This is a genomic window from Burkholderia sp. 22PA0106, assembly GCF_047497155.1.
GTDB lineage: Bacteria > Pseudomonadota > Gammaproteobacteria > Burkholderiales > Burkholderiaceae > Burkholderia.
On the sequence record NZ_CP163163.1, the window covers coordinates 2,446,197 to 2,462,555 of the forward strand.

General features: G+C 66.1%; 16 protein-coding genes. 13 read left to right on the forward strand and 3 right to left on the reverse strand.

Annotation, left to right across the window (positions count from 1 at the left end; genetic code table 11):
* Window positions 1-56: 56 nt before the first annotated feature.
* The 8 genes from atzF to urtE all read left to right on the forward strand — a co-directional run bounded on the left by atzF (window position 57) and on the right by urtE (window position 12,278).
* Entirely contained in the window at window positions 57-1,883 is a 1,827-nt protein-coding gene (gene atzF, locus AB4850_RS25590; protein ID WP_414442274.1) for an allophanate hydrolase, read from the forward strand.
* A gap of 10 nt (window positions 1,884-1,893) precedes the next feature.
* Window positions 1,894-5,511: an urea carboxylase gene (gene uca / locus AB4850_RS25595; protein ID WP_414442275.1), complete on the forward strand. Its 3,618-nt coding sequence runs from the start codon at window positions 1,894-1,896 to the stop codon at window positions 5,509-5,511.
* Between the two features lie 36 nt (window positions 5,512-5,547).
* Window positions 5,548-6,264 carry a GntR family transcriptional regulator gene (locus AB4850_RS25600; protein WP_414442276.1) on the forward strand — a complete coding sequence of 239 codons (717 nt, stop codon included), beginning with the start codon at window positions 5,548-5,550 and terminating at the stop codon, window positions 6,262-6,264.
* A 214-nt stretch (window positions 6,265-6,478) separates the two neighbouring features.
* Complete coding sequence (urtA, locus tag AB4850_RS25605; RefSeq protein WP_414442277.1) at window positions 6,479-7,786, forward strand: urea ABC transporter substrate-binding protein; 1,308 nt, start codon at window positions 6,479-6,481, stop codon at window positions 7,784-7,786.
* Between the two features lie 122 nt (window positions 7,787-7,908).
* Window positions 7,909-9,540 (forward strand): urea ABC transporter permease subunit UrtB, encoded by a 1,632-nt coding sequence (gene urtB, locus AB4850_RS25610; RefSeq protein WP_414442278.1) that lies wholly within the window; start codon window positions 7,909-7,911, stop codon window positions 9,538-9,540.
* Between the two features lie 3 nt (window positions 9,541-9,543).
* Window positions 9,544-10,731 (forward strand): urea ABC transporter permease subunit UrtC, encoded by a 1,188-nt coding sequence (gene urtC, locus AB4850_RS25615; protein ID WP_414442279.1) that lies wholly within the window; start codon window positions 9,544-9,546, stop codon window positions 10,729-10,731.
* Window positions 10,732-10,787: 56 nt separating this feature from the next.
* Window positions 10,788-11,573 carry an urea ABC transporter ATP-binding protein UrtD gene (urtD, locus tag AB4850_RS25620; RefSeq protein ID WP_414445611.1) on the forward strand — a complete coding sequence of 262 codons (786 nt, stop codon included), beginning with the start codon at window positions 10,788-10,790 and terminating at the stop codon, window positions 11,571-11,573.
* A gap of 12 nt (window positions 11,574-11,585) precedes the next feature.
* A complete protein-coding gene (gene urtE, locus AB4850_RS25625; protein ID WP_414442280.1) occupies window positions 11,586-12,278 on the forward strand; it encodes an urea ABC transporter ATP-binding subunit UrtE in 693 nt (230 codons plus the stop codon).
* Between the two features lie 70 nt (window positions 12,279-12,348).
* Here urtE and AB4850_RS25630 read toward each other — a convergent pair whose 3' ends face one another.
* On the reverse strand, window positions 12,349-12,582 hold the full coding sequence (locus AB4850_RS25630) for a DMT family transporter (protein WP_414442281.1): 234 nt from the start codon (window positions 12,580-12,582) through the stop codon (window positions 12,349-12,351).
* 13 nt (window positions 12,583-12,595) lie between these two features.
* Between AB4850_RS25630 and AB4850_RS25635 the strand changes: the two genes are divergently transcribed.
* From AB4850_RS25635 to AB4850_RS25645, 3 genes are all read left to right on the forward strand, one after another.
* Window positions 12,596-12,802, forward strand: coding sequence for an HAD hydrolase-like protein (locus tag AB4850_RS25635; RefSeq protein ID WP_414442282.1), 207 nt, complete (start codon window positions 12,596-12,598; stop codon window positions 12,800-12,802).
* 30 nt (window positions 12,803-12,832) lie between these two features.
* Entirely contained in the window at window positions 12,833-13,321 is a 489-nt protein-coding gene (locus tag AB4850_RS25640) for a metallophosphoesterase (RefSeq protein WP_414442283.1), read from the forward strand.
* A gap of 97 nt (window positions 13,322-13,418) precedes the next feature.
* Window positions 13,419-13,862 carry a hypothetical protein gene (locus AB4850_RS25645; RefSeq protein ID WP_414442284.1) on the forward strand — a complete coding sequence of 148 codons (444 nt, stop codon included), beginning with the start codon at window positions 13,419-13,421 and terminating at the stop codon, window positions 13,860-13,862.
* Between the two features lie 140 nt (window positions 13,863-14,002).
* Here AB4850_RS25645 and AB4850_RS25650 read toward each other — a convergent pair whose 3' ends face one another.
* Window positions 14,003-14,431, reverse strand: coding sequence for a LysR family substrate-binding domain-containing protein (locus AB4850_RS25650; RefSeq protein ID WP_414442285.1), 429 nt, complete (start codon window positions 14,429-14,431; stop codon window positions 14,003-14,005).
* On the opposite strand from AB4850_RS25650, the gene AB4850_RS25655 reads away from it, so the two are divergent.
* A complete protein-coding gene (locus AB4850_RS25655) occupies window positions 14,394-15,035 on the forward strand; it encodes an enolase C-terminal domain-like protein (protein WP_414442286.1) in 642 nt (213 codons plus the stop codon). The two genes, AB4850_RS25650 and AB4850_RS25655, sit on opposite strands and share 38 nt — an antisense overlap.
* Window positions 15,036-15,045: 10 nt before the next feature.
* Here the strand turns inward: AB4850_RS25655 and AB4850_RS25660 are convergent, their stop codons facing one another.
* Window positions 15,046-15,471: an H-NS family nucleoid-associated regulatory protein gene (locus AB4850_RS25660; protein WP_414442287.1), complete on the reverse strand. Its 426-nt coding sequence runs from the start codon at window positions 15,469-15,471 to the stop codon at window positions 15,046-15,048.
* Window positions 15,472-15,716: 245 nt separating this feature from the next.
* On the opposite strand from AB4850_RS25660, the gene AB4850_RS25665 reads away from it, so the two are divergent.
* Entirely contained in the window at window positions 15,717-16,343 is a 627-nt protein-coding gene (locus AB4850_RS25665) for a TetR/AcrR family transcriptional regulator (protein WP_414442288.1), read from the forward strand.
* The last annotated feature ends 16 nt before the right edge of the window (window positions 16,344-16,359 follow it).

The window sequence follows — 16,359 nt, forward strand, 5'->3', positions numbered from 1 at the left end:
TCTGGCACGACTCTCGCTTCTCTCCCTCCAAACTTGTACACAAGAGGGAATACGAGATGATCGGCTGGACGATTGCGGACTGGATTGCCAACTATCAGGCAGGCGCCACCCCGGAGCAGCGCATCGGCGAGCTGCTTGGCTCGCTCGATACGCACGACAGTGCCTGGATCTCGGTCGCAACGGCCGAGGCGCTGCGCGCGCGCTTCGCGGCACTGGCGGCGCGTCTGGCCGACGCCGACGGCGACATCGCCGCGTTCCCGCTGTACGGCGTACCGTTCGCGGCCAAGGACAATATCGATGTCGCAGGCTTCGACACCACCGCCGGCTGCCCGCCCTTCGCCTACCGCCCCGTCGAAGACGCTTCGCTGATCGCACGCCTGGTGGCGGCCGGCGCCATCCCGATCGGCAAGACCAATCTCGATCAATTCGCCACCGGCCTGGTGGGCGTGCGCACGCCATACGGCATCCCGGCCAATGCCTTCGATCCCGACTACATCTGCGGCGGCTCCAGCTCGGGATCGGCCAGCGTCGTGGCACGCGGCATCGTGCCGTTCTCGCTCGGCACCGATACGGCCGGCTCGGGCCGCATCCCGGCCGGATTGAACAATATCGTCGGGCTGAAGCCGACACGAGGCGCATTCAGCAACACCGGCGTGGTGCCGGCGTGCCGAACGCTCGACTGCGTATCCGTGTTCGCCACGACCACCGAAGACGCAACCCGGGTGTACGACGTCGCCGCCGCGCTCGACGCGAAGGACGGCCTGTCGCGCGCCCAACCTGCCGGTTCGGCGGCATGGCGCGTGGCCGACGCACCGCGTTTCGGCATCCCCGCGGCGCCCGAGTTCTTCGGCGACGCATTGTCCGAGCGTGCGTTCCACGCGGCCGTCGCTCACCTGGAGGCGCGCGGTGCGACCTGCGTACCCGTCGATTTCTCGGTATTCGACCGCGTGACGGCGCTGCTGTATCACGGCCCCTGGGTTGCCGAGCGCTATGCCGCGATCCGCGAATTCGCCTCGGCGCACGAGACGGACATCCATCCCGTGGTGCGCGACGTGATCTTCAAGGCGCGTGAATTTTCGGCGGCCGACACGTTCGACGGCATTTACCGCCTGGCCGACCTCAAGCGCGAGGCCGATGCACTGCTTGCCCGGTTCGACGCACTGATCGTGCCGACGGCTCCCACCCACTACCGGATCGCCGAACTGCTGGCCGACCCGATCCGGCTGAACAGCAATCTCGGCAAGTACACGAACTTCGTGAACCTGCTCGATTGGAGCGCTGTGGCGGTGCCCGCCAACTTGCGCGAGGACGGCCTGCCGTTCGGCATTACCCTGATCGGCGAAGCATGGCGCGAACGCGCGCTGGCCGAATTCGCGGGCGACTGGCATCGCGCCACCGGCCTCACACGCGGCGCCACCGGAGCGCCGCTCTCGAGCGACAGGCCCGCCGCCGCCAGCGTGGGGCCGGCAGCCGGCATGATCCGCGTGGCCGTGGTCGGCGCGCACCTGCGCGGCATGCCGCTGAATCACGAACTGAGCTCGCGGCACGCGCGTTTCGTGGAAGCCACCACCACCGCCTCCGACTATCGCCTGTACGCGCTGGCCAACACCACGCCGCCGAAGCCCGGCCTCGCGCGTTCGGCCACCGGCGCGCCGATCAAGGTGGAGCTGTGGGACATCGCGGCCACCGAGTTCGGCTCGTTCGTGGCGGGAATTCCCTCGCCGCTCGGCATCGGCACGCTGACGCTCGCCGACGGCCGGCAGGTCAAGGGCTTCATCTGCGAGCCCTATGCGCTGCCCGACGCGCTCGACATCACCGAATTCGGCGGCTGGGCCAGCTATCTCGCGAGTCGCCAGGCCGCAGCCGTGGCAACCCGCGCCTGAGGGGGCCGCCATGTTCGATACCGTCCTGATCGCCAATCGCGGTGAAATCGCTTGCCGCATCGCCCGCACGCTCAAGCGCATGGGTATCCGTTCCGTGGCCATTTACTCCGATGCCGATCGCAACAGCCTGCACGTGAGCGCAGCCGACGAAGCGATTGCGCTCGGCGGCCATAGCGCCGCCGAGAGCTATCTGCGCACCGATCTGATCATCGAGGCGGCCAAGCGTACCGGTGCGCAGGCCATCATCCCCGGCTACGGTTTCCTGTCCGAGAATTCGGCGTTCGCGGCACGCTGCGAAGCCGAAGGCATCGCCTTCGTCGGCCCGACACCGCATCAAATGGAGCAGTTCGGTCTCAAGCACGCCGCGCGCGCGCTCGCCGAGCAGGCCGGCGTGCCGCTCACGCCCGGCTCCGGCCTGCTGGCCGATGTGCGGGCCGCCCGCGAGGCCGCCGCCGCGATCGGCTATCCGGTGATGCTGAAGAGCACCGCCGGCGGCGGCGGCATCGGCCTCACTCGCTGCAACGACGAAGCCGAACTCGTGACCGCCTTCGAATCCGTGCAGCGGCTCGGGCAATCGTTCTTCGCCAACGCCGGCGTGTTCGTCGAACGCTTCGTCGATCGCGCGCGTCATGTGGAAGTGCAAATTTTCGGCGACGGCCTGGGCAACGTGCTGGCCCTCGGCGAGCGCGACTGTTCGCTGCAGCGCCGCAACCAGAAGGTGGTCGAGGAAACGCCCGCGCCGAACCTGCCCGAGCGCGTGCGCCGCGACCTGCTGGCCTCGGCGGCCAGCCTCGCGCGCTCGGTGTCATATCGCTCGGCCGGCACGGTCGAATTCATCTACGACGCCGCACAGGAATCGTTCTATTTTCTGGAGGTCAACACGCGCCTTCAGGTCGAGCATGCGATCACCGAGAGCGTGACCGGCATCGACCTGGTGGAGTGGATGATCGCGACCGCCGCCGGCGAGCCGCCCGCGCTCGATCGCGAGATCGAGCCGAGCGGCGCGTCGATCGAGGTGCGCATCTATGCCGAGAACCCGTTGCGCAACTTCGCGCCGAGCCCGGGCACGCTGACCGAAGTCGCGTTCCCGGCCGACGTGCGTGTCGACGGCTGGGTCGAAACGGGCACCGAGGTGTCCGCGCATTACGACCCGATGATCGCCAAGCTGATCGTGCACGGCGAGGACCGCCCGGCCGCCATGGCCGCGATGCGCCGGGCGCTCGATGCGACGCGACTGTCCGGCATCGCCACCAATCTCGACTATCTGCGCAAGGTCGTGGCCAGCGACGGCTTCGGCAGCGGCCGCGTCTCGACGCGCTATCTGGACGGCTTCGCGTACCGCCCCGCCGCGGTCGAGGTGATCGAGGCCGGCACCTACACCACCGTGCAGGACTATCCCGGCCGTGTCGGGTATTGGGACATCGGCGTGCCGCCGTCCGGCCCGATGGACGACTGGGCGTTTCGCATCGCCAACCGCATCGTCGGCAACGTCGAGGCAGCGGCCGGCATCGAGACCACCGTGCTCGGGCCCACCCTTCGCTTCCACGCGGATACGCTCATCGCGCTGACCGGCGCCCCGACCGATGCGACACTCGACGCCGAGCCGGTTCCGTTCTGGGCCCCCGTCACGGTGTCGGCCGGCCAGACCCTGCGGATCGGCAAGGCGCAAAGCGGCTGCCGCACCTATCTGGCCGTGCGCAACGGCCTGGATATGCCGCGCTATCTCGGCAGCCGCTCGACCTTCGCGCTCGGCCAGTTCGGCGGCCATGCCGGCCGCACGCTGCGCGCGGCCGACGTGCTGCCGATCGCCGATCCGGCGCTGCCCGCCACCGCCGCGCTCTCCCCGGCCTTCGCGCCCGAGGCGTTGCCGGCCTCGCTCGTGCCGACCTACGGCAACACCTGGGAAATCGGGGTGCTGTATGGTCCGCACGGCGCCCCGGACTTCTTCAGGCCGGAATCGATCGAGGCGTTCTTTTCGAGCGAGTGGGAAGTGCACTACAACTCGAACCGTCTCGGCATTCGCCTGAACGGCCCGAAGCCTCGATGGGCCCGTTCCGATGGCGGTGAAGCCGGCCTGCACCCGTCCAACATCCACGATTGCGAATATGCGATCGGCAGCATCAACTTCACGGGCGACATGCCCGTGATCCTGACGCGCGATGGCCCGAGCCTCGGCGGCTTCGTGTGCCCGGTCACGATCGCCAAGGCCGAGCTCTGGAAGGTCGGCCAGGTCAAACCGGGCGATCGCATCCGCTTCCGCGAGATGGGCTTCGACGATGCACTGGCGCTCGAGCGCAGGCAGGACGCGACGATGATCGATTTCCGCGCCGGTGTCGCGGGCAACGCGCCCGCGCTCGCGAGCCGCCGCGGTTCGCCGATCCTGTTCGAGGCGGCGGCTGACGGCGATCGCCCGAAGACGGTGTTCCGCCAGGCCGGCGACAAGTACATCCTCGTCGAATACGGCGAAAACGTGCTCGACCTGAACCTGCGCTTTCGCATTCATGCGCTGATGGAAGCACTCGAGCAGGCCGATCATGCCGGCATCCTGGAGCTGTCGCCGGGCGTGCGCTCGCTGCAGGTGCGCTACGACAGCCGCGTGCTGCCGCAACGCTCGCTGGTGCGCGCGCTGGCCGCGGCCGACGACATGCTAGGCGACATCGCCACCATGAAGGTGCCGAGCCGAGTGGTGTACCTGCCGATGGCGTTCGAGGATTCGGCCACGCTCGACGCGGTCGCCCGCTACCGACGATCGGTACGCGACACGGCGCCGTGGCTGCCGAGCAATACGGAATTCATGCGGCGCATCAACGGGCTCGCCTCGGTGGACGCGGTGCGCGATGTCTTGTATCGCGCGCGCTACATGGTTCTGGGCCTGGGCGATGTGTATCTCGGCGCGCCCTGCGCGGTGCCGGTCGATCCGCGCGACCGCCTGTTGACCTCGAAATACAACCCTGCCCGCACCTACACGGCGGAAGGCACGGTGGGCATCGGCGGCGTGTACATGTGCATCTACGGCATGGATTCGCCGGGCGGCTATCAGCTCGTCGGCCGCACCCTGCCGATCTGGAACAAGTTCCTGAAAAACCGCCTGTTCGTGGAGGGCAAGCCTTGGTTGCTGCGCTTCTTCGACCAGGTGTGCTTCTACCCCGTCAACGAAGCGGAACTCGATGCGCTGCGTGCCGATTTCCGCGAAGGCCGCGAGACGGTGCGCATCGAAGAGGAAGTCTTCGACCTCGGCGCCTACAACGCGTTTCTCGCCGGCATCGAACCCGAACTGCGCGACTTCAGGCAAACCCAGCGGGCGGCGTTCGACGCCGAAGTCGCACACTGGGCGACGAGCGGCGCATCCGACGCGGAAACCCCACTTCACGACGATCGCCGGTCGGCCGGCGGCGATGCCGAGGTCGACGCCGAGGTCGACGCGATTCGTGCCGACATCAGCGCCAACGTCTGGAAGCTGACCGCGGCGCCCGGCGACGCGGTCAGCGCGGGCGACACGCTGATGATCCTGGAGGCCATGAAAATGGAGTTTCCGGTGGTCGCCACACGCAACGGGACGATTAAGGACTTCCATTGTCGAGCGGGTATGATGGTCCAGGCAGGCGATCCGCTGGTTTCCCTCACATGACGCCCCCGCTTCAGTCAACCGCTTCCGGAATTTCTCATGGTGGATAATCGCGCGCCGGACGGCCCGTCCAGGCAATCCAGCAATCTCGCTGCGCAGATCTACGCGCAACTGAAGGCCGACATCTTCGATTTTCGGCTGTTGCCTGGCGACAAATTCAGTGAGGGCGACATTGCCACGCGCATGCAGGTCAGTCGCACTCCGGTGCGGCAGGCGCTGTTCTGGCTGCAGCGCGAAGGCTACGTCGACGTGCACTTCAAGAGCGGCTGGCAGGTACGGGCGTTCGATTTCAAGTATTTCGAGGATCTGTACGAGATCCGCGTGATGATGGAAACCAATGCCATCGCGCGTATCGTCGCCGAAGATCTGCAACCGGCACTCGCGACCTTGCGCGGCATCTGGTGCGTCCCGCCCCGCAAGCGCGAGCAGGATGGCGTCAAGGTGGCCGCGCTGGACGAGGCGTTCCATGCGGGCCTGGTTGCCGCGGTCGGCAATCTGGAAATGGCACGCATGCACGCCGACGTGACCGAGCGCATCCGCATCATCCGCCGCCTCGATTTCACGAAAGCGCCACGCATCACGGCGACCTACCAGGAGCACGCCGCCATTCTCGATGCGATCGCGGCCGGCGACGACGCACCGGCCCAGGCGATGATCCGCGAGCACATCGCGGAAAGTCAGGCCGAGGTGAAACGCATCACGCTGTACATGATGCAAACCGCGCGCGAACGATACAGCAGCCGCGAAGACGCCTGATTCATGCACGCCTGACTGATGCATCGCCCCCGCGCTGCGCACCAGATTGACGCTGCCGCGCACCGAAATCGGTTCTCGACGGGTCCAAATTGGGCCCGTTTTTCTTGATCCCTCCTCGCAAACCTTGAATGACCGTGCTGGCACGAAAGCTGCTCTTTTGAATATCGTCTTGTATCCAAGACCAGATACAACATTCAACCACTTGGGACGATCCATGAAAAAGCGCGAGTTCTTGAAGGTCGCATCGGCAGTCGGGGTAGCGGGTCTGGCAGCAAAGGTGCCGTCGGCACTGGCACAAAGCACGGACAAAGGTCCGATCAAGGTCGGCATCCTGCATTCGCTGTCGGGCACGATGGCGATCTCCGAGACCTCGTTGAAGGACACCGCGCTGATGACCATCGCGGAAATCAACAAGTCGGGCGGCGTGATGGGCCGCCAGTTGCAGCCGGTGGTGGTCGATCCGGCCTCGAACTGGCCGCTGTTCGCCGAGAAGGCGCGCGGGCTGCTCACGCAGGACAAGGTCGCCGTCACGTTCGGCTGCTGGACCTCGGTGTCGCGCAAATCGGTGCTGCCGGTGTTCGAGGAACTGAACGGCCTGCTGTTCTACCCGGTGCAGTACGAAGGCGAGGAAATGTCGCGCAACGTGTTCTACACGGGCGCCGCGCCGAACCAGCAGGCGATCCCCGCCACCGAATACCTGATGAGCGCCGAAGGCGGCGCCGCCAAGCGCTTCTTCCTGCTCGGCACCGACTACGTGTACCCGCGCACGACCAACAAGATCCTGCGCGCGTTCCTGAAATCGAAGGGCGTTCAGGACGCCGATATTCAGGAGGTCTACACGCCGTTCGGTCATAGCGACTACCAGACCATCGTCTCGAACATCCGCACCTTCTCGCAAGGCGGCAAGACCTGCGTGATCTCCACCATCAACGGCGATTCGAACGTGCCGTTCTACAAGGAACTCGGCAACCAGGGCCTCAAGGCCACCGACGTGCCGGTGGTGGCGTTCTCGGTGGGCGAGGAAGAACTGCGCGGCATCGACACCAAGCCGCTGGTCGGCAACCTGGCCGCCTGGAACTACTTCATGTCGCTGCGCAATCCCGAGAACGCGAAGTTCAAGGCGATGTTCGCGGACTGGGTCAAGAAGAACAACCTGCCGGGCGGCGCCAAGCGCGTGACGAACGATCCGATGGAAGCGACCTTCGTCGGCATCCACATGTGGAAGCAGGCGGTCGAGAAGGCCAAGAGCACGGACGTCGACAAGGTGCGCGTGGCGATGATCGGCCAGAAGTTCAACGCGCCGTCGGGCTTCGTGCTGGAGATGGACGGCAATCACCACCTGCACAAGCCGGTGATGATCGGCGAGATCCGCGCCGACGGCCAGTTCAACGTGGTGTGGCGCACCAAGACGACGGTGCGCGCGCAACCGTGGAGCCCGTATATCCCGGGCAACGCGGGCAAGCCCGACGTGGTCAGCTCGATCGGCGACTTCCTGCGCCGCCGCCGCGCCGCGCTCGCCTGAACGGGCGGCCGCCCGCGAGGCGGCCTCCGCGCACCGCGCCGTGCGCGGCCGCTTCTCCCCGCGCGGCCGGCCGGTCGCGCGGTTGTTCACCCTGCGGTTCAACCGACAGCCAGGATTTTCCGATGCTCACGTTCCCACGCCGCGCCCGACACGGCCTTGCCGCGCTCGCTGCTTTCGCCGCGCTCGCGTGCGTCGCGCCCAGCCCGGCGTTCGCGCTCGATGCCGCCGATACGGCCGCGCTGGCCGGCGACGATTTCGATGCGAAGCTCGCCGCGATCGACCATCTCTCGGCGGCAGGCGATGCCGCATCGGTCGCGTTGCTGCACGCGCTGGCCGACGGCGGCGTGCTCGCCACCGACGACGGCAAGCTGCTGGTGCAGGCCGACGACGGCAGCACCAAGGACGCCCTGAGCGGCGCCACCGTGCAGCCCGGCGACGCGCAAGCCATCACGCTCAACAACCTGCTGCGCAGCAAGGTGGCCAACGCGCTGTCGGCGCTCGACCTCGCCTCGCCCGATCTCGCCACGCGCACCGCCGCGGTCGATGCCCTGCTCAAGAATCCCGATTCGTCGATCAAGCCGCTGATCGAAAAAGCGCGCGCGAAGGAAACCGATGCCACGCTCAAGCGCCGCCTCGACGCGCTGTGGGCGATCACCGCGCTGCACGACAAGGACGCCGCCAAGCGGCTCGAAGCCGTGAAGGTGGTGGCCGCGCGCCACGATCTCGACATGATCGAGCAGTTGCGCCCGCTCGTCGCGAAGAACCCCGACGGCAGCTTCGCCGAACCCGATGCGCAAGTGCGCGCGGCGGCGCAGGAAGGCCTCGACGCACTGCATTCGCTGCAGGAACGCGGCGAGATCGCCAGCACGCTGTTCGCCGGCCTCTCGCTCGGCAGCGTGCTGCTGCTCGCCGCGCTCGGCCTGGCGATCACCTACGGCCTGATCGGCGTGATCAACATGGCGCACGGTGAATTCCTGATGATCGGCGCCTACGCCACCTATGTGGTGCAGACGCTGTTCCAGCGCTACGCGCCGGGCGCGTTCGACTGGTATCCGCTGCTGGCCGTGCCGGCCTCGTTCGTGGCCGCCGCCGTGGTGGGCGTGGTGCTGGAGCGCACCGTGCTCAAGCATCTGTACGGCCGCCCGCTCGAAACGCTGCTGGCCACCTTCGGCGTGAGCCTGATCCTGATCCAGGCCACCCGCATGATCTTCGGCGCGCAGAACGTGCAGGTCTCGAACCCGTCGTGGATGAGCGGCGGCGTAAGCGTCATGCAGAACCTGATCCTGCCGTACAACCGCATCGCGATCCTGGCGTTCTCGCTGATCGTGGTCGGCATCGCCTGGGCCGTGCTGACCCAGACTCGCCTCGGCCTGTTCGTGCGCGCCGTCACGCAGAACCGCCGGATGGCGGCCTGCGTCGGCGTGAAGACGGCTCGTGTGGATTCCTATGCATTCGCGTTCGGCGCGGGCATCGCCGGGCTCGGCGGCTGCGCGCTCTCGCAGATCGGCAACGTCGGCCCCGACCTCGGCCAGAACTACATCATCGATTCGTTCATGGCGGTGGTGCTCGGCGGCGTGGGCCAGATCGCCGGCACGGTGGTGGGCGGCTTCGGCCTCGGCCTCGTCAGCAAGGCGATCGAGCCGTTCTGGGGCGCCGTGCTCGCCAAGATCGTGGTGCTCGTCATGATCGTGCTGTTCATTCAGAAACGCCCGCAGGGCATGTTCGCCCTGAAGGGCCGTAGCGCGGAGGCCTGAAACATGACTTCGACCTCGTCCCTCGCCGCCGCGCCGGTCACGCCGGCCACGCTGCCCACCCCGGGCGCGGGCGGCACATCCGGCTTCGCGCTCGGCCTGCCGCCGCGCGCCGCGCTGCTGTCGCGCCGCGCTTGGCTCGCGCTGGTCGCGCTGTGCATCGTGATCGGCATCGGCGTGCCGATCGCGGCGCTCGTCACGCCCGAGTCGAGCACGTTTCATTTGTCGTCCTATGCGATGACGATCGCCGGCAAGTTCATGTGCTACGCGATCGGTGCGCTCGCGCTCGACCTCGTGTGGGGCTACTGCGGCATCCTGAGCCTCGGCCACGGCCTGTTCTTCGCGATCGGCGGCTATGCGATCGGCATGTACCTGATGCGCGAGATCGGCCACGACGGCGTGTACGGCAGCAACCTGCCCGACTTCATGGTGTTCCTGAACTGGAAATCGCTGCCGTGGTACTGGAACGGCTCCGATCACCTGATCGTCGCGCTGGCGCTGGTGGTGCTGGCCCCGGCCGTGATCGCCTGGGTGTTCGGCTTCTTCACGTTCCGCTCGCGCGTGAAGGGCGTGTACCTGTCGATCATCACGCAGGCCATGACGTTCGCCGCGATGCTGCTGTTCTATCGCAACGAAACCGGCTTCGGCGGCAACAACGGCTTCACCGATTTCAAGCGCCTGGCCGGCTACACCATCACCTCGCCCGGCATGCGCACGGTGTTGCTGCTACTGACGTTCGCCACGCTGGTGCTCGCGTTCATCGCCGCGCGCGCGATCGTCACCTCGAAGCTCGGGCGGGTGGTCACCGCCGTGCGCGACGGCGAAACGCGGCTGATGTTCCTCGGCTACAGCCCGCTCGCCTACAAGCTGTTCGTGTGGACCGTGTCGGCCGTGCTGTGCGGCATCGCCGGCGCGCTCTATGTGCCGCAGGTCGGCATCATCAACCCGAGCGAGATGTCTCCGGGCAACTCGATCGAGATGGCGATCTGGGTGGCGGTGGGCGGGCGCGGCACGCTGATCGGCCCGATCATCGGCGCGTTCGCGGTGAACGGCGCGAAGAGCTTCTTTACGGCCTACTTCGCCGAATACTGGCTGTTCTTCCTCGGCCTGATCTTCGTGCTGGTGCCGCTCCTGATGCCGCGCGGCATCGTGGGCGTGATCGAATCCGTCATGAAACGTGGAGGCCGAAAGTGAGCGGACACGAAGTTACCGACCGTAGCGACGAACTGACCGTCAGCGGCGTTGCGTCGATGGGGCGCGTTGTCACCCCAGGCGAGATCGATACCTCGCACGGCACGATCCTCTATCTTGAGGATATCGAAGTAAGTTTCGACGGCTTTCGCGCGCTCAAGAAGCTCTCGCTGTCGATCGACGCAGGCGAACTGCGCTGCATCATCGGCCCGAACGGCGCGGGCAAGACCACCATGATGGACGTGATCACCGGCAAGACGAAGGCCGATTCGGGCAAGGTGTTCCTCGGCCAGACCATCGACCTGTCGCGCATGAACGAGCCCGAGATCGCGCGCACCGGCATCGGCCGCAAGTTCCAAAAGCCGACCGTGTTCGAGGCGCATCCCGTCTGGGAAAACCTCGAACTGGCGATGAAAGCGGATAAAGGCTGGTTCGCATCGCTGCGCTCGCGTCTGGATCGCCACGCCCAGCAACGCATCGAGGAAACCCTCGAACTGATCAAGCTCGAAGACAGCGCCTATCGGCTGGCCGGCGAGCTGTCGCACGGCCAGAAGCAGCGGCTCGAAATCGGCATGCTGCTGATGCAGCAGCCAGCGCTGCTGCTGCTCGACGAACCGGCCGCCGGCATGACCGACCACGAAACCATGGAACTCGCGCAGCTCTTGAACACGCTGCGCGGCACCTGCTCGATGATGGTGGTCGAACACGACATGGAGTTCGTCGCAGCGCTCGCGGGCGACACCGGCCGCGTGACCGTGATGGCCGAAGGCGCGGTGCTCGCGCAGGGCACGCTCGACACGGTCAAGCGCGACGAAGCCGTGATCGAGTCCTACCTCGGTCGATAAGGAATCCCCAGCATGTTGAAGATCGAATCGCTGAATCAGTTCTATGGCGGCAGCCACATCCTGCGCAACGTCAATCTCACGGCCGAGGACGGCAAGCTGACCGTGCTGCTCGGGCGCAACGGCGTGGGCAAGACCACGCTGCTGCGCTGCCTGATGGGCGTGGTGGCCGCGAAGAACGGCAGCGTGGCGTGGCGCGGCAAGCCGCTCGACGCACTGGCCCCGCATGCGCGGGTGGCGGCCGGGCTGGCCTACGTGCCGCAGGGCCGCGACATCTTTCCGCGCCTGACGGTGGAGGAAAACCTGCTGGTGGGCGCGGCGAGCCGCAAGGCGCCGTCGAAGGTGCCGGACCGCATCTACGAATTGTTTCCGGTGCTGAAGGACATGCGCGCGCGGCGTGGCGGCGACCTGTCGGGCGGGCAGCAACAGCAGCTTGCGATCGGCCGTGCGTTGATGAGCGAGCCGCAATTGCTGATCCTCGACGAGCCGACCGAAGGCATCCAGCCGTCGATCATCCAGGACATCGGCCGCACGCTGCGCCAGCTCGTCGACGAAACCAACATGACGGTGCTGCTGGTCGAGCAGTATTACGATTTCGCGCGCTCGATCGCCGACCAGTATTGGGTGATGAGCCGCGGCGAGATCGTCACGGGCGGCGCCGGCAGCGAGATGGAAGCGAACGGGGTTAGAGAACTGATCGCCGTGTGAGCGTAGGCAAGCTCATGCCGCGTATCGTCGGCCTGCTGCCCAGGCGAAAAGCGCCTGGGCAGCAGGCCGCTCAATGCCCTTGAACGGTCCCGAACAGATTCACGATCGTGATCCCCACGATGATCATGAAGATCCCGCCGATCGACGCCGCATTCGGCGCCTGTTGATACCGAAATGCAGCCACGATCGTCACCAGCGTGATGCCGAGGCCGGCCCAGGCCGACGATATCAGCGACATCGGCAAGCCCTTTTGCGCATTGGCCAGGCAGGCGATCGCCACACCGTAACCGAGCACCACCAGCACGAGCGGCAGGGGTTTGCCGAAACCATCGCTTTTCGTGGGTGACGACCTGGCCACCGACATGGCCGGCGCGCGCGCCATTGGCGCTCACGCGCTACATGTCCGTACCGGCAAACACCGCCCGGAATGGATCGAGCAGCATCGCGACGCGTTCGACACCGTGCTCGACAGCATCGCCGATCTTCCGCTCTGGCTCGAACGCATCGGTGCGCGTGCAGCCTGATTTCGCATCCCGTCCCACACGGAATCCGTCATGACGATCATTGCGCAACGCTCCGATTTGCATATTCGCCCCGCGGGCGTGCTGTATCAGGATGTGGTCGATTCGAACGCCATGCTGGCGCACGCCATCGCAACACTGAATGCGCTCGTGCCGAAGCCCGACTTCGTTCTGATCACCGGCGACCTGACCGATGAGGGCGCGCCGGAAGAATACGCCGAACCCAGGCGCTTGCTGGCGCCGTTGACGATCCCGTTCGCCGTGATGCCGGGCAATCACGACCGGCGCGAAAACCTGCGACGCGCCTTTCCCGAACACGACTACCTGCCGGAACGAGGCCCGCTGCATTTCGCGTTCGATGTCGACGACGTGCGGATTGTCGCGCTGGACACGTCGGTGCCAGACCTGCACCACGGCGAACTCGATCGCGACGCGCTGGCCTGGCTCGATGCGCAATTGCGATCGGGCCACGATCGGCCGACCATCGTGGCCATGCATCACCCGCCGGCCTCGATAATTTGATGCCCCCCTATGCCGGTGGCCCTCCGTAGTGGATGATCTGCCTGGGTTCGGCGCGCGCTCGTGTGCCGCCTGCCATCGCCACCAGGAGACCTTATCGATGCCCCTCATTCAGATTCCCGTGTTGACTGCCGACCAGTATCCGACGGCCGCCCTCAACCCCGCCCAAGTCGTGACGATCTCTCGCTCCACCACCGCGCCGGGCGGCACCACGATCGGGCTGAATGCGCGCGACCCCCAAGCCGTCACGCATACGCCCCCCGTCCGGGCCCGCACGCTCACCTCGCCCACGCCGCTGGTCGACGTCCTGGCGGCCCTGACCGCCGCCGGCGTGCCGCTCGTGCCGGTCGAACTGAAGTCGGCCACCCCGCTCGATTACCACGTGAATCCGAATGCGATCGTCGCCGTACAACCGATGAAGACGGGCAATGGCCATGTGTGGCTGAGCAACGGCGAGATACTGTTCGTGACGCCTGACGCGCTACAGGCGCTCTCGGCACTGCTGGTCGCCCCGCCGGCTGCCGTCGCCGCCGGCCGGATCTGACGAGGCCGCCCCGGCCCAGGCGAAAAACCCGGCCGAAGCCGGGTCGATCGAGACTTCGCGAGCCTTGGCAAGGCATGGCGCGCCCGATTCGATCGAGCAAGCGCCCGCGTGCCGCCCTGGCTTCTCAAGGTCGGCGGGAATCAGTCCACCCGATCGATGAACTTCGCGCAGAGTTCGATGAAACGGACTGTCCACGGTGCGTTGCCTTCGGCCCGGAACGCGACGGCCATGTCCGACATGAGTTCGCAGTCGTCCAGCGCTTCATACACGACGCCCGGCAAGGCGAGCTTGGCCACGGACTCGGGCACGAGCGCCACGCCGCGTCCTGCGGCGACCAGCCCGACGATCGTCGAGAACTGATGTGAGCGACTGACGATGCGTGGCTCGAAGCCGGCCGCGCGGCAAACGCGCAGTGCCGTGTCGTAAAAGCCATGCCCTTCTCGCAGGTGAGTGGCGAGAAACGGTTCGTCCCGCAAGTCGGCGACGTGGACAGGCTTGCCGGCGAGTCGATGGTCTTCTCGCAGGCAGGCCATGACGCCCTCCCTGCGTACCACGACGGTTTGCAACATCGCCGGCAACGCGCCGGCCGGCAATCGCAAGACCGCGACATCCGCGCGTCCCTCCTCGAGAAACGTGATTTTTAACAGCCAGGGCCTGGTGATCGTTCGCGTGCGCGACGCCGACGGCGCGGTGGGCAAAGGCGACCTGCGCAAAGACGTGGAACGTGCCTACGCAATCAAGCACGCGCTTGGCGACCGAGCGCGAGTGCATGTGGACGCGAATCAGTGCTGGGACGAATCCGCTGCGACGTGGGGAATCGAACGCCTGGAAGATGCCGGCATCGCGGTCGTCGAGCAATCTCTCGCCCGGTTCAATGTCGACGGCATGCGCCGGTTGTGCGAGCGCTTCACGATACCGATCATGGCGGCCGTTACAAACGCGCAACTTAAATGGGAGAAGACCATGCCGTACGTGATTGAAACCTGGGACCGCCCCAATAGCTTCCCGCTGCGACTGGAGGCACGACCCGAACACCTCGACTATCTGGCGAAACATGCATCCTTCCTTCTCGCCTGTGGCGCGAAGCTGAACGACGACGGCAAAGACCTCGGCGGCGGCATGAAGACAATCGGGCAGCCGCCGAATCTGAGGGATAAGCCGAACGTGCAATGAAATCTCCGGCTCAGGTCGGGGATTTCTTACGGTCGGGCCGGACAGCCCGTCCCGCGAGGTTCGCGTCCCCCAGCTCATGTTCCGTCTCGCCGTTTTGGCTTTTGCAGGCGTGAGCCGGCTCGACGACGGCGAACTGGCTGCGATCCTTTCCCCGGATCCAGAGCGGAACGTTGCCGCGCCCACACCACTCCCTCCCGCTCGCCGGATCGCGATACCGCACCGGCAGCGCTTTCACGACGTACGGGCCGCGCCCGCCATTTCTGCCGATCAGGTCGCGATGCTTGATCGCATAGGTTTCCATCAGCGTATGAACCGCCTCGATCGCATCGGTACGCTCGCGGGCCCGCGTGCGCTCGATTTGCTCGTCCAGCGCGGCCAGCTCCGCGACGAGCTGCGGATATGTCTTTCGGGCCTTTCGGGTTCTTCCTGCATTCATCTTCCGCTTTCCTGCTTCACGCTCTCATGAGAACCGCAAAAACGATTCGCATGACTAATCGATTGCCTGAAACGAGCCGGTGCGTTCGGCCGGCTTCGCCGGGATGTCCCGAGCCGAGCCGGGCCGACACGACCCGCCACGGAGGCGAACTCGCTTCACATCCTTTCGCATATCAAGTGATATTTGAAAGGAAAACGCAATGATAGCCAGTTGAATTTTAAATATCAACTGATATCCTTCGTGCCATGAATACGGCGCCCCAACCCCCACGACTGAGCCGCGAAGCAAGCCGATTGCAGACTCGTGCGCATTTGCTTGCCGCGGGGAAACGGCTGTTTGTCGAGCGGGGGTTCGGCGCCACGTCGCTCAGGGATATCGCGGCCGAAGCCGGTTATACGCAGGGTGCGTTCTATTCGAACTTCGCCAGCAAGGACGCGCTGTTTCTGGCGCTGATGCAGGAGCGCTCGACGTCGCAAGTGGCCGATATCGCCGCCGCACTGAGGGACCCGGCGGCCTCCGCGGACGATATCCTGAATGCGCTGGAATCCTGGGCGCGAACGCTCGATGCCGAGCCGGAGTGGTCGGTGCTGGGCGTCGAATTCAAGCTTCACGGCGGGCGCAACAGCGATTTTGCAGCGACCTCGCAGGCCTTGCTCGATGCGCATCGCGACGGTCTCGCCTATTGCATTGCGCAGATTTTCGCCAGATTGGGGAAGGTGCCGCCGGAGCCGCCGATCGTGCTGGCCATCTCGTTCATGGGGCTTTCGCAGGGCCTGGCGTTGCAGCGTTCGATGCTGTCCGAGGCGCCGATCGGACACATGATCATGGTGTTCCTGCGCAGCTTGCTGGCGGCGGCGCCGTCGGTGCGTTGATCGGCGAGGCGGCCGC

What these genes read in the sequence shown, in the direction of transcription:
- urtE (WP_414442280.1), top strand. Translation starts at nt 11,586, where the DNA reads ATGTTGAAGATCGAATCGCTGAATCAGTTCTATGGCGGCAGCCACATC.
- uca (WP_414442275.1), top strand. Translation starts at nt 1,894, where the DNA reads ATGTTCGATACCGTCCTGATCGCCAATCGCGGTGAAATCGCTTGCCGC.
- AB4850_RS25645 (WP_414442284.1), top strand. Translation starts at nt 13,419, where the DNA reads ATGCCCCTCATTCAGATTCCCGTGTTGACTGCCGACCAGTATCCGACG.
- AB4850_RS25600 (WP_414442276.1), top strand. Translation starts at nt 5,548, where the DNA reads ATGGTGGATAATCGCGCGCCGGACGGCCCGTCCAGGCAATCCAGCAAT.
- AB4850_RS25650 (WP_414442285.1), bottom strand. Translation starts at nt 14,431, where the DNA reads ATGTTGCAAACCGTCGTGGTACGCAGGGAGGGCGTCATGGCCTGCCTG.
- AB4850_RS25640 (WP_414442283.1), top strand. Translation starts at nt 12,833, where the DNA reads ATGACGATCATTGCGCAACGCTCCGATTTGCATATTCGCCCCGCGGGC.
- AB4850_RS25660 (WP_414442287.1), bottom strand. Translation starts at nt 15,471, where the DNA reads ATGAATGCAGGAAGAACCCGAAAGGCCCGAAAGACATATCCGCAGCTC.
- urtC (WP_414442279.1), top strand. Translation starts at nt 9,544, where the DNA reads ATGACTTCGACCTCGTCCCTCGCCGCCGCGCCGGTCACGCCGGCCACG.
- urtB (WP_414442278.1), top strand. Translation starts at nt 7,909, where the DNA reads ATGCTCACGTTCCCACGCCGCGCCCGACACGGCCTTGCCGCGCTCGCT.
- AB4850_RS25655 (WP_414442286.1), top strand. Translation starts at nt 14,394, where the DNA reads ATGACGCCCTCCCTGCGTACCACGACGGTTTGCAACATCGCCGGCAAC.
- urtD (WP_414445611.1), top strand. Translation starts at nt 10,788, where the DNA reads ATGGGGCGCGTTGTCACCCCAGGCGAGATCGATACCTCGCACGGCACG.
- AB4850_RS25665 (WP_414442288.1), top strand. Translation starts at nt 15,717, where the DNA reads ATGAATACGGCGCCCCAACCCCCACGACTGAGCCGCGAAGCAAGCCGA.
- atzF (WP_414442274.1), top strand. Translation starts at nt 57, where the DNA reads ATGATCGGCTGGACGATTGCGGACTGGATTGCCAACTATCAGGCAGGC.
- urtA (WP_414442277.1), top strand. Translation starts at nt 6,479, where the DNA reads ATGAAAAAGCGCGAGTTCTTGAAGGTCGCATCGGCAGTCGGGGTAGCG.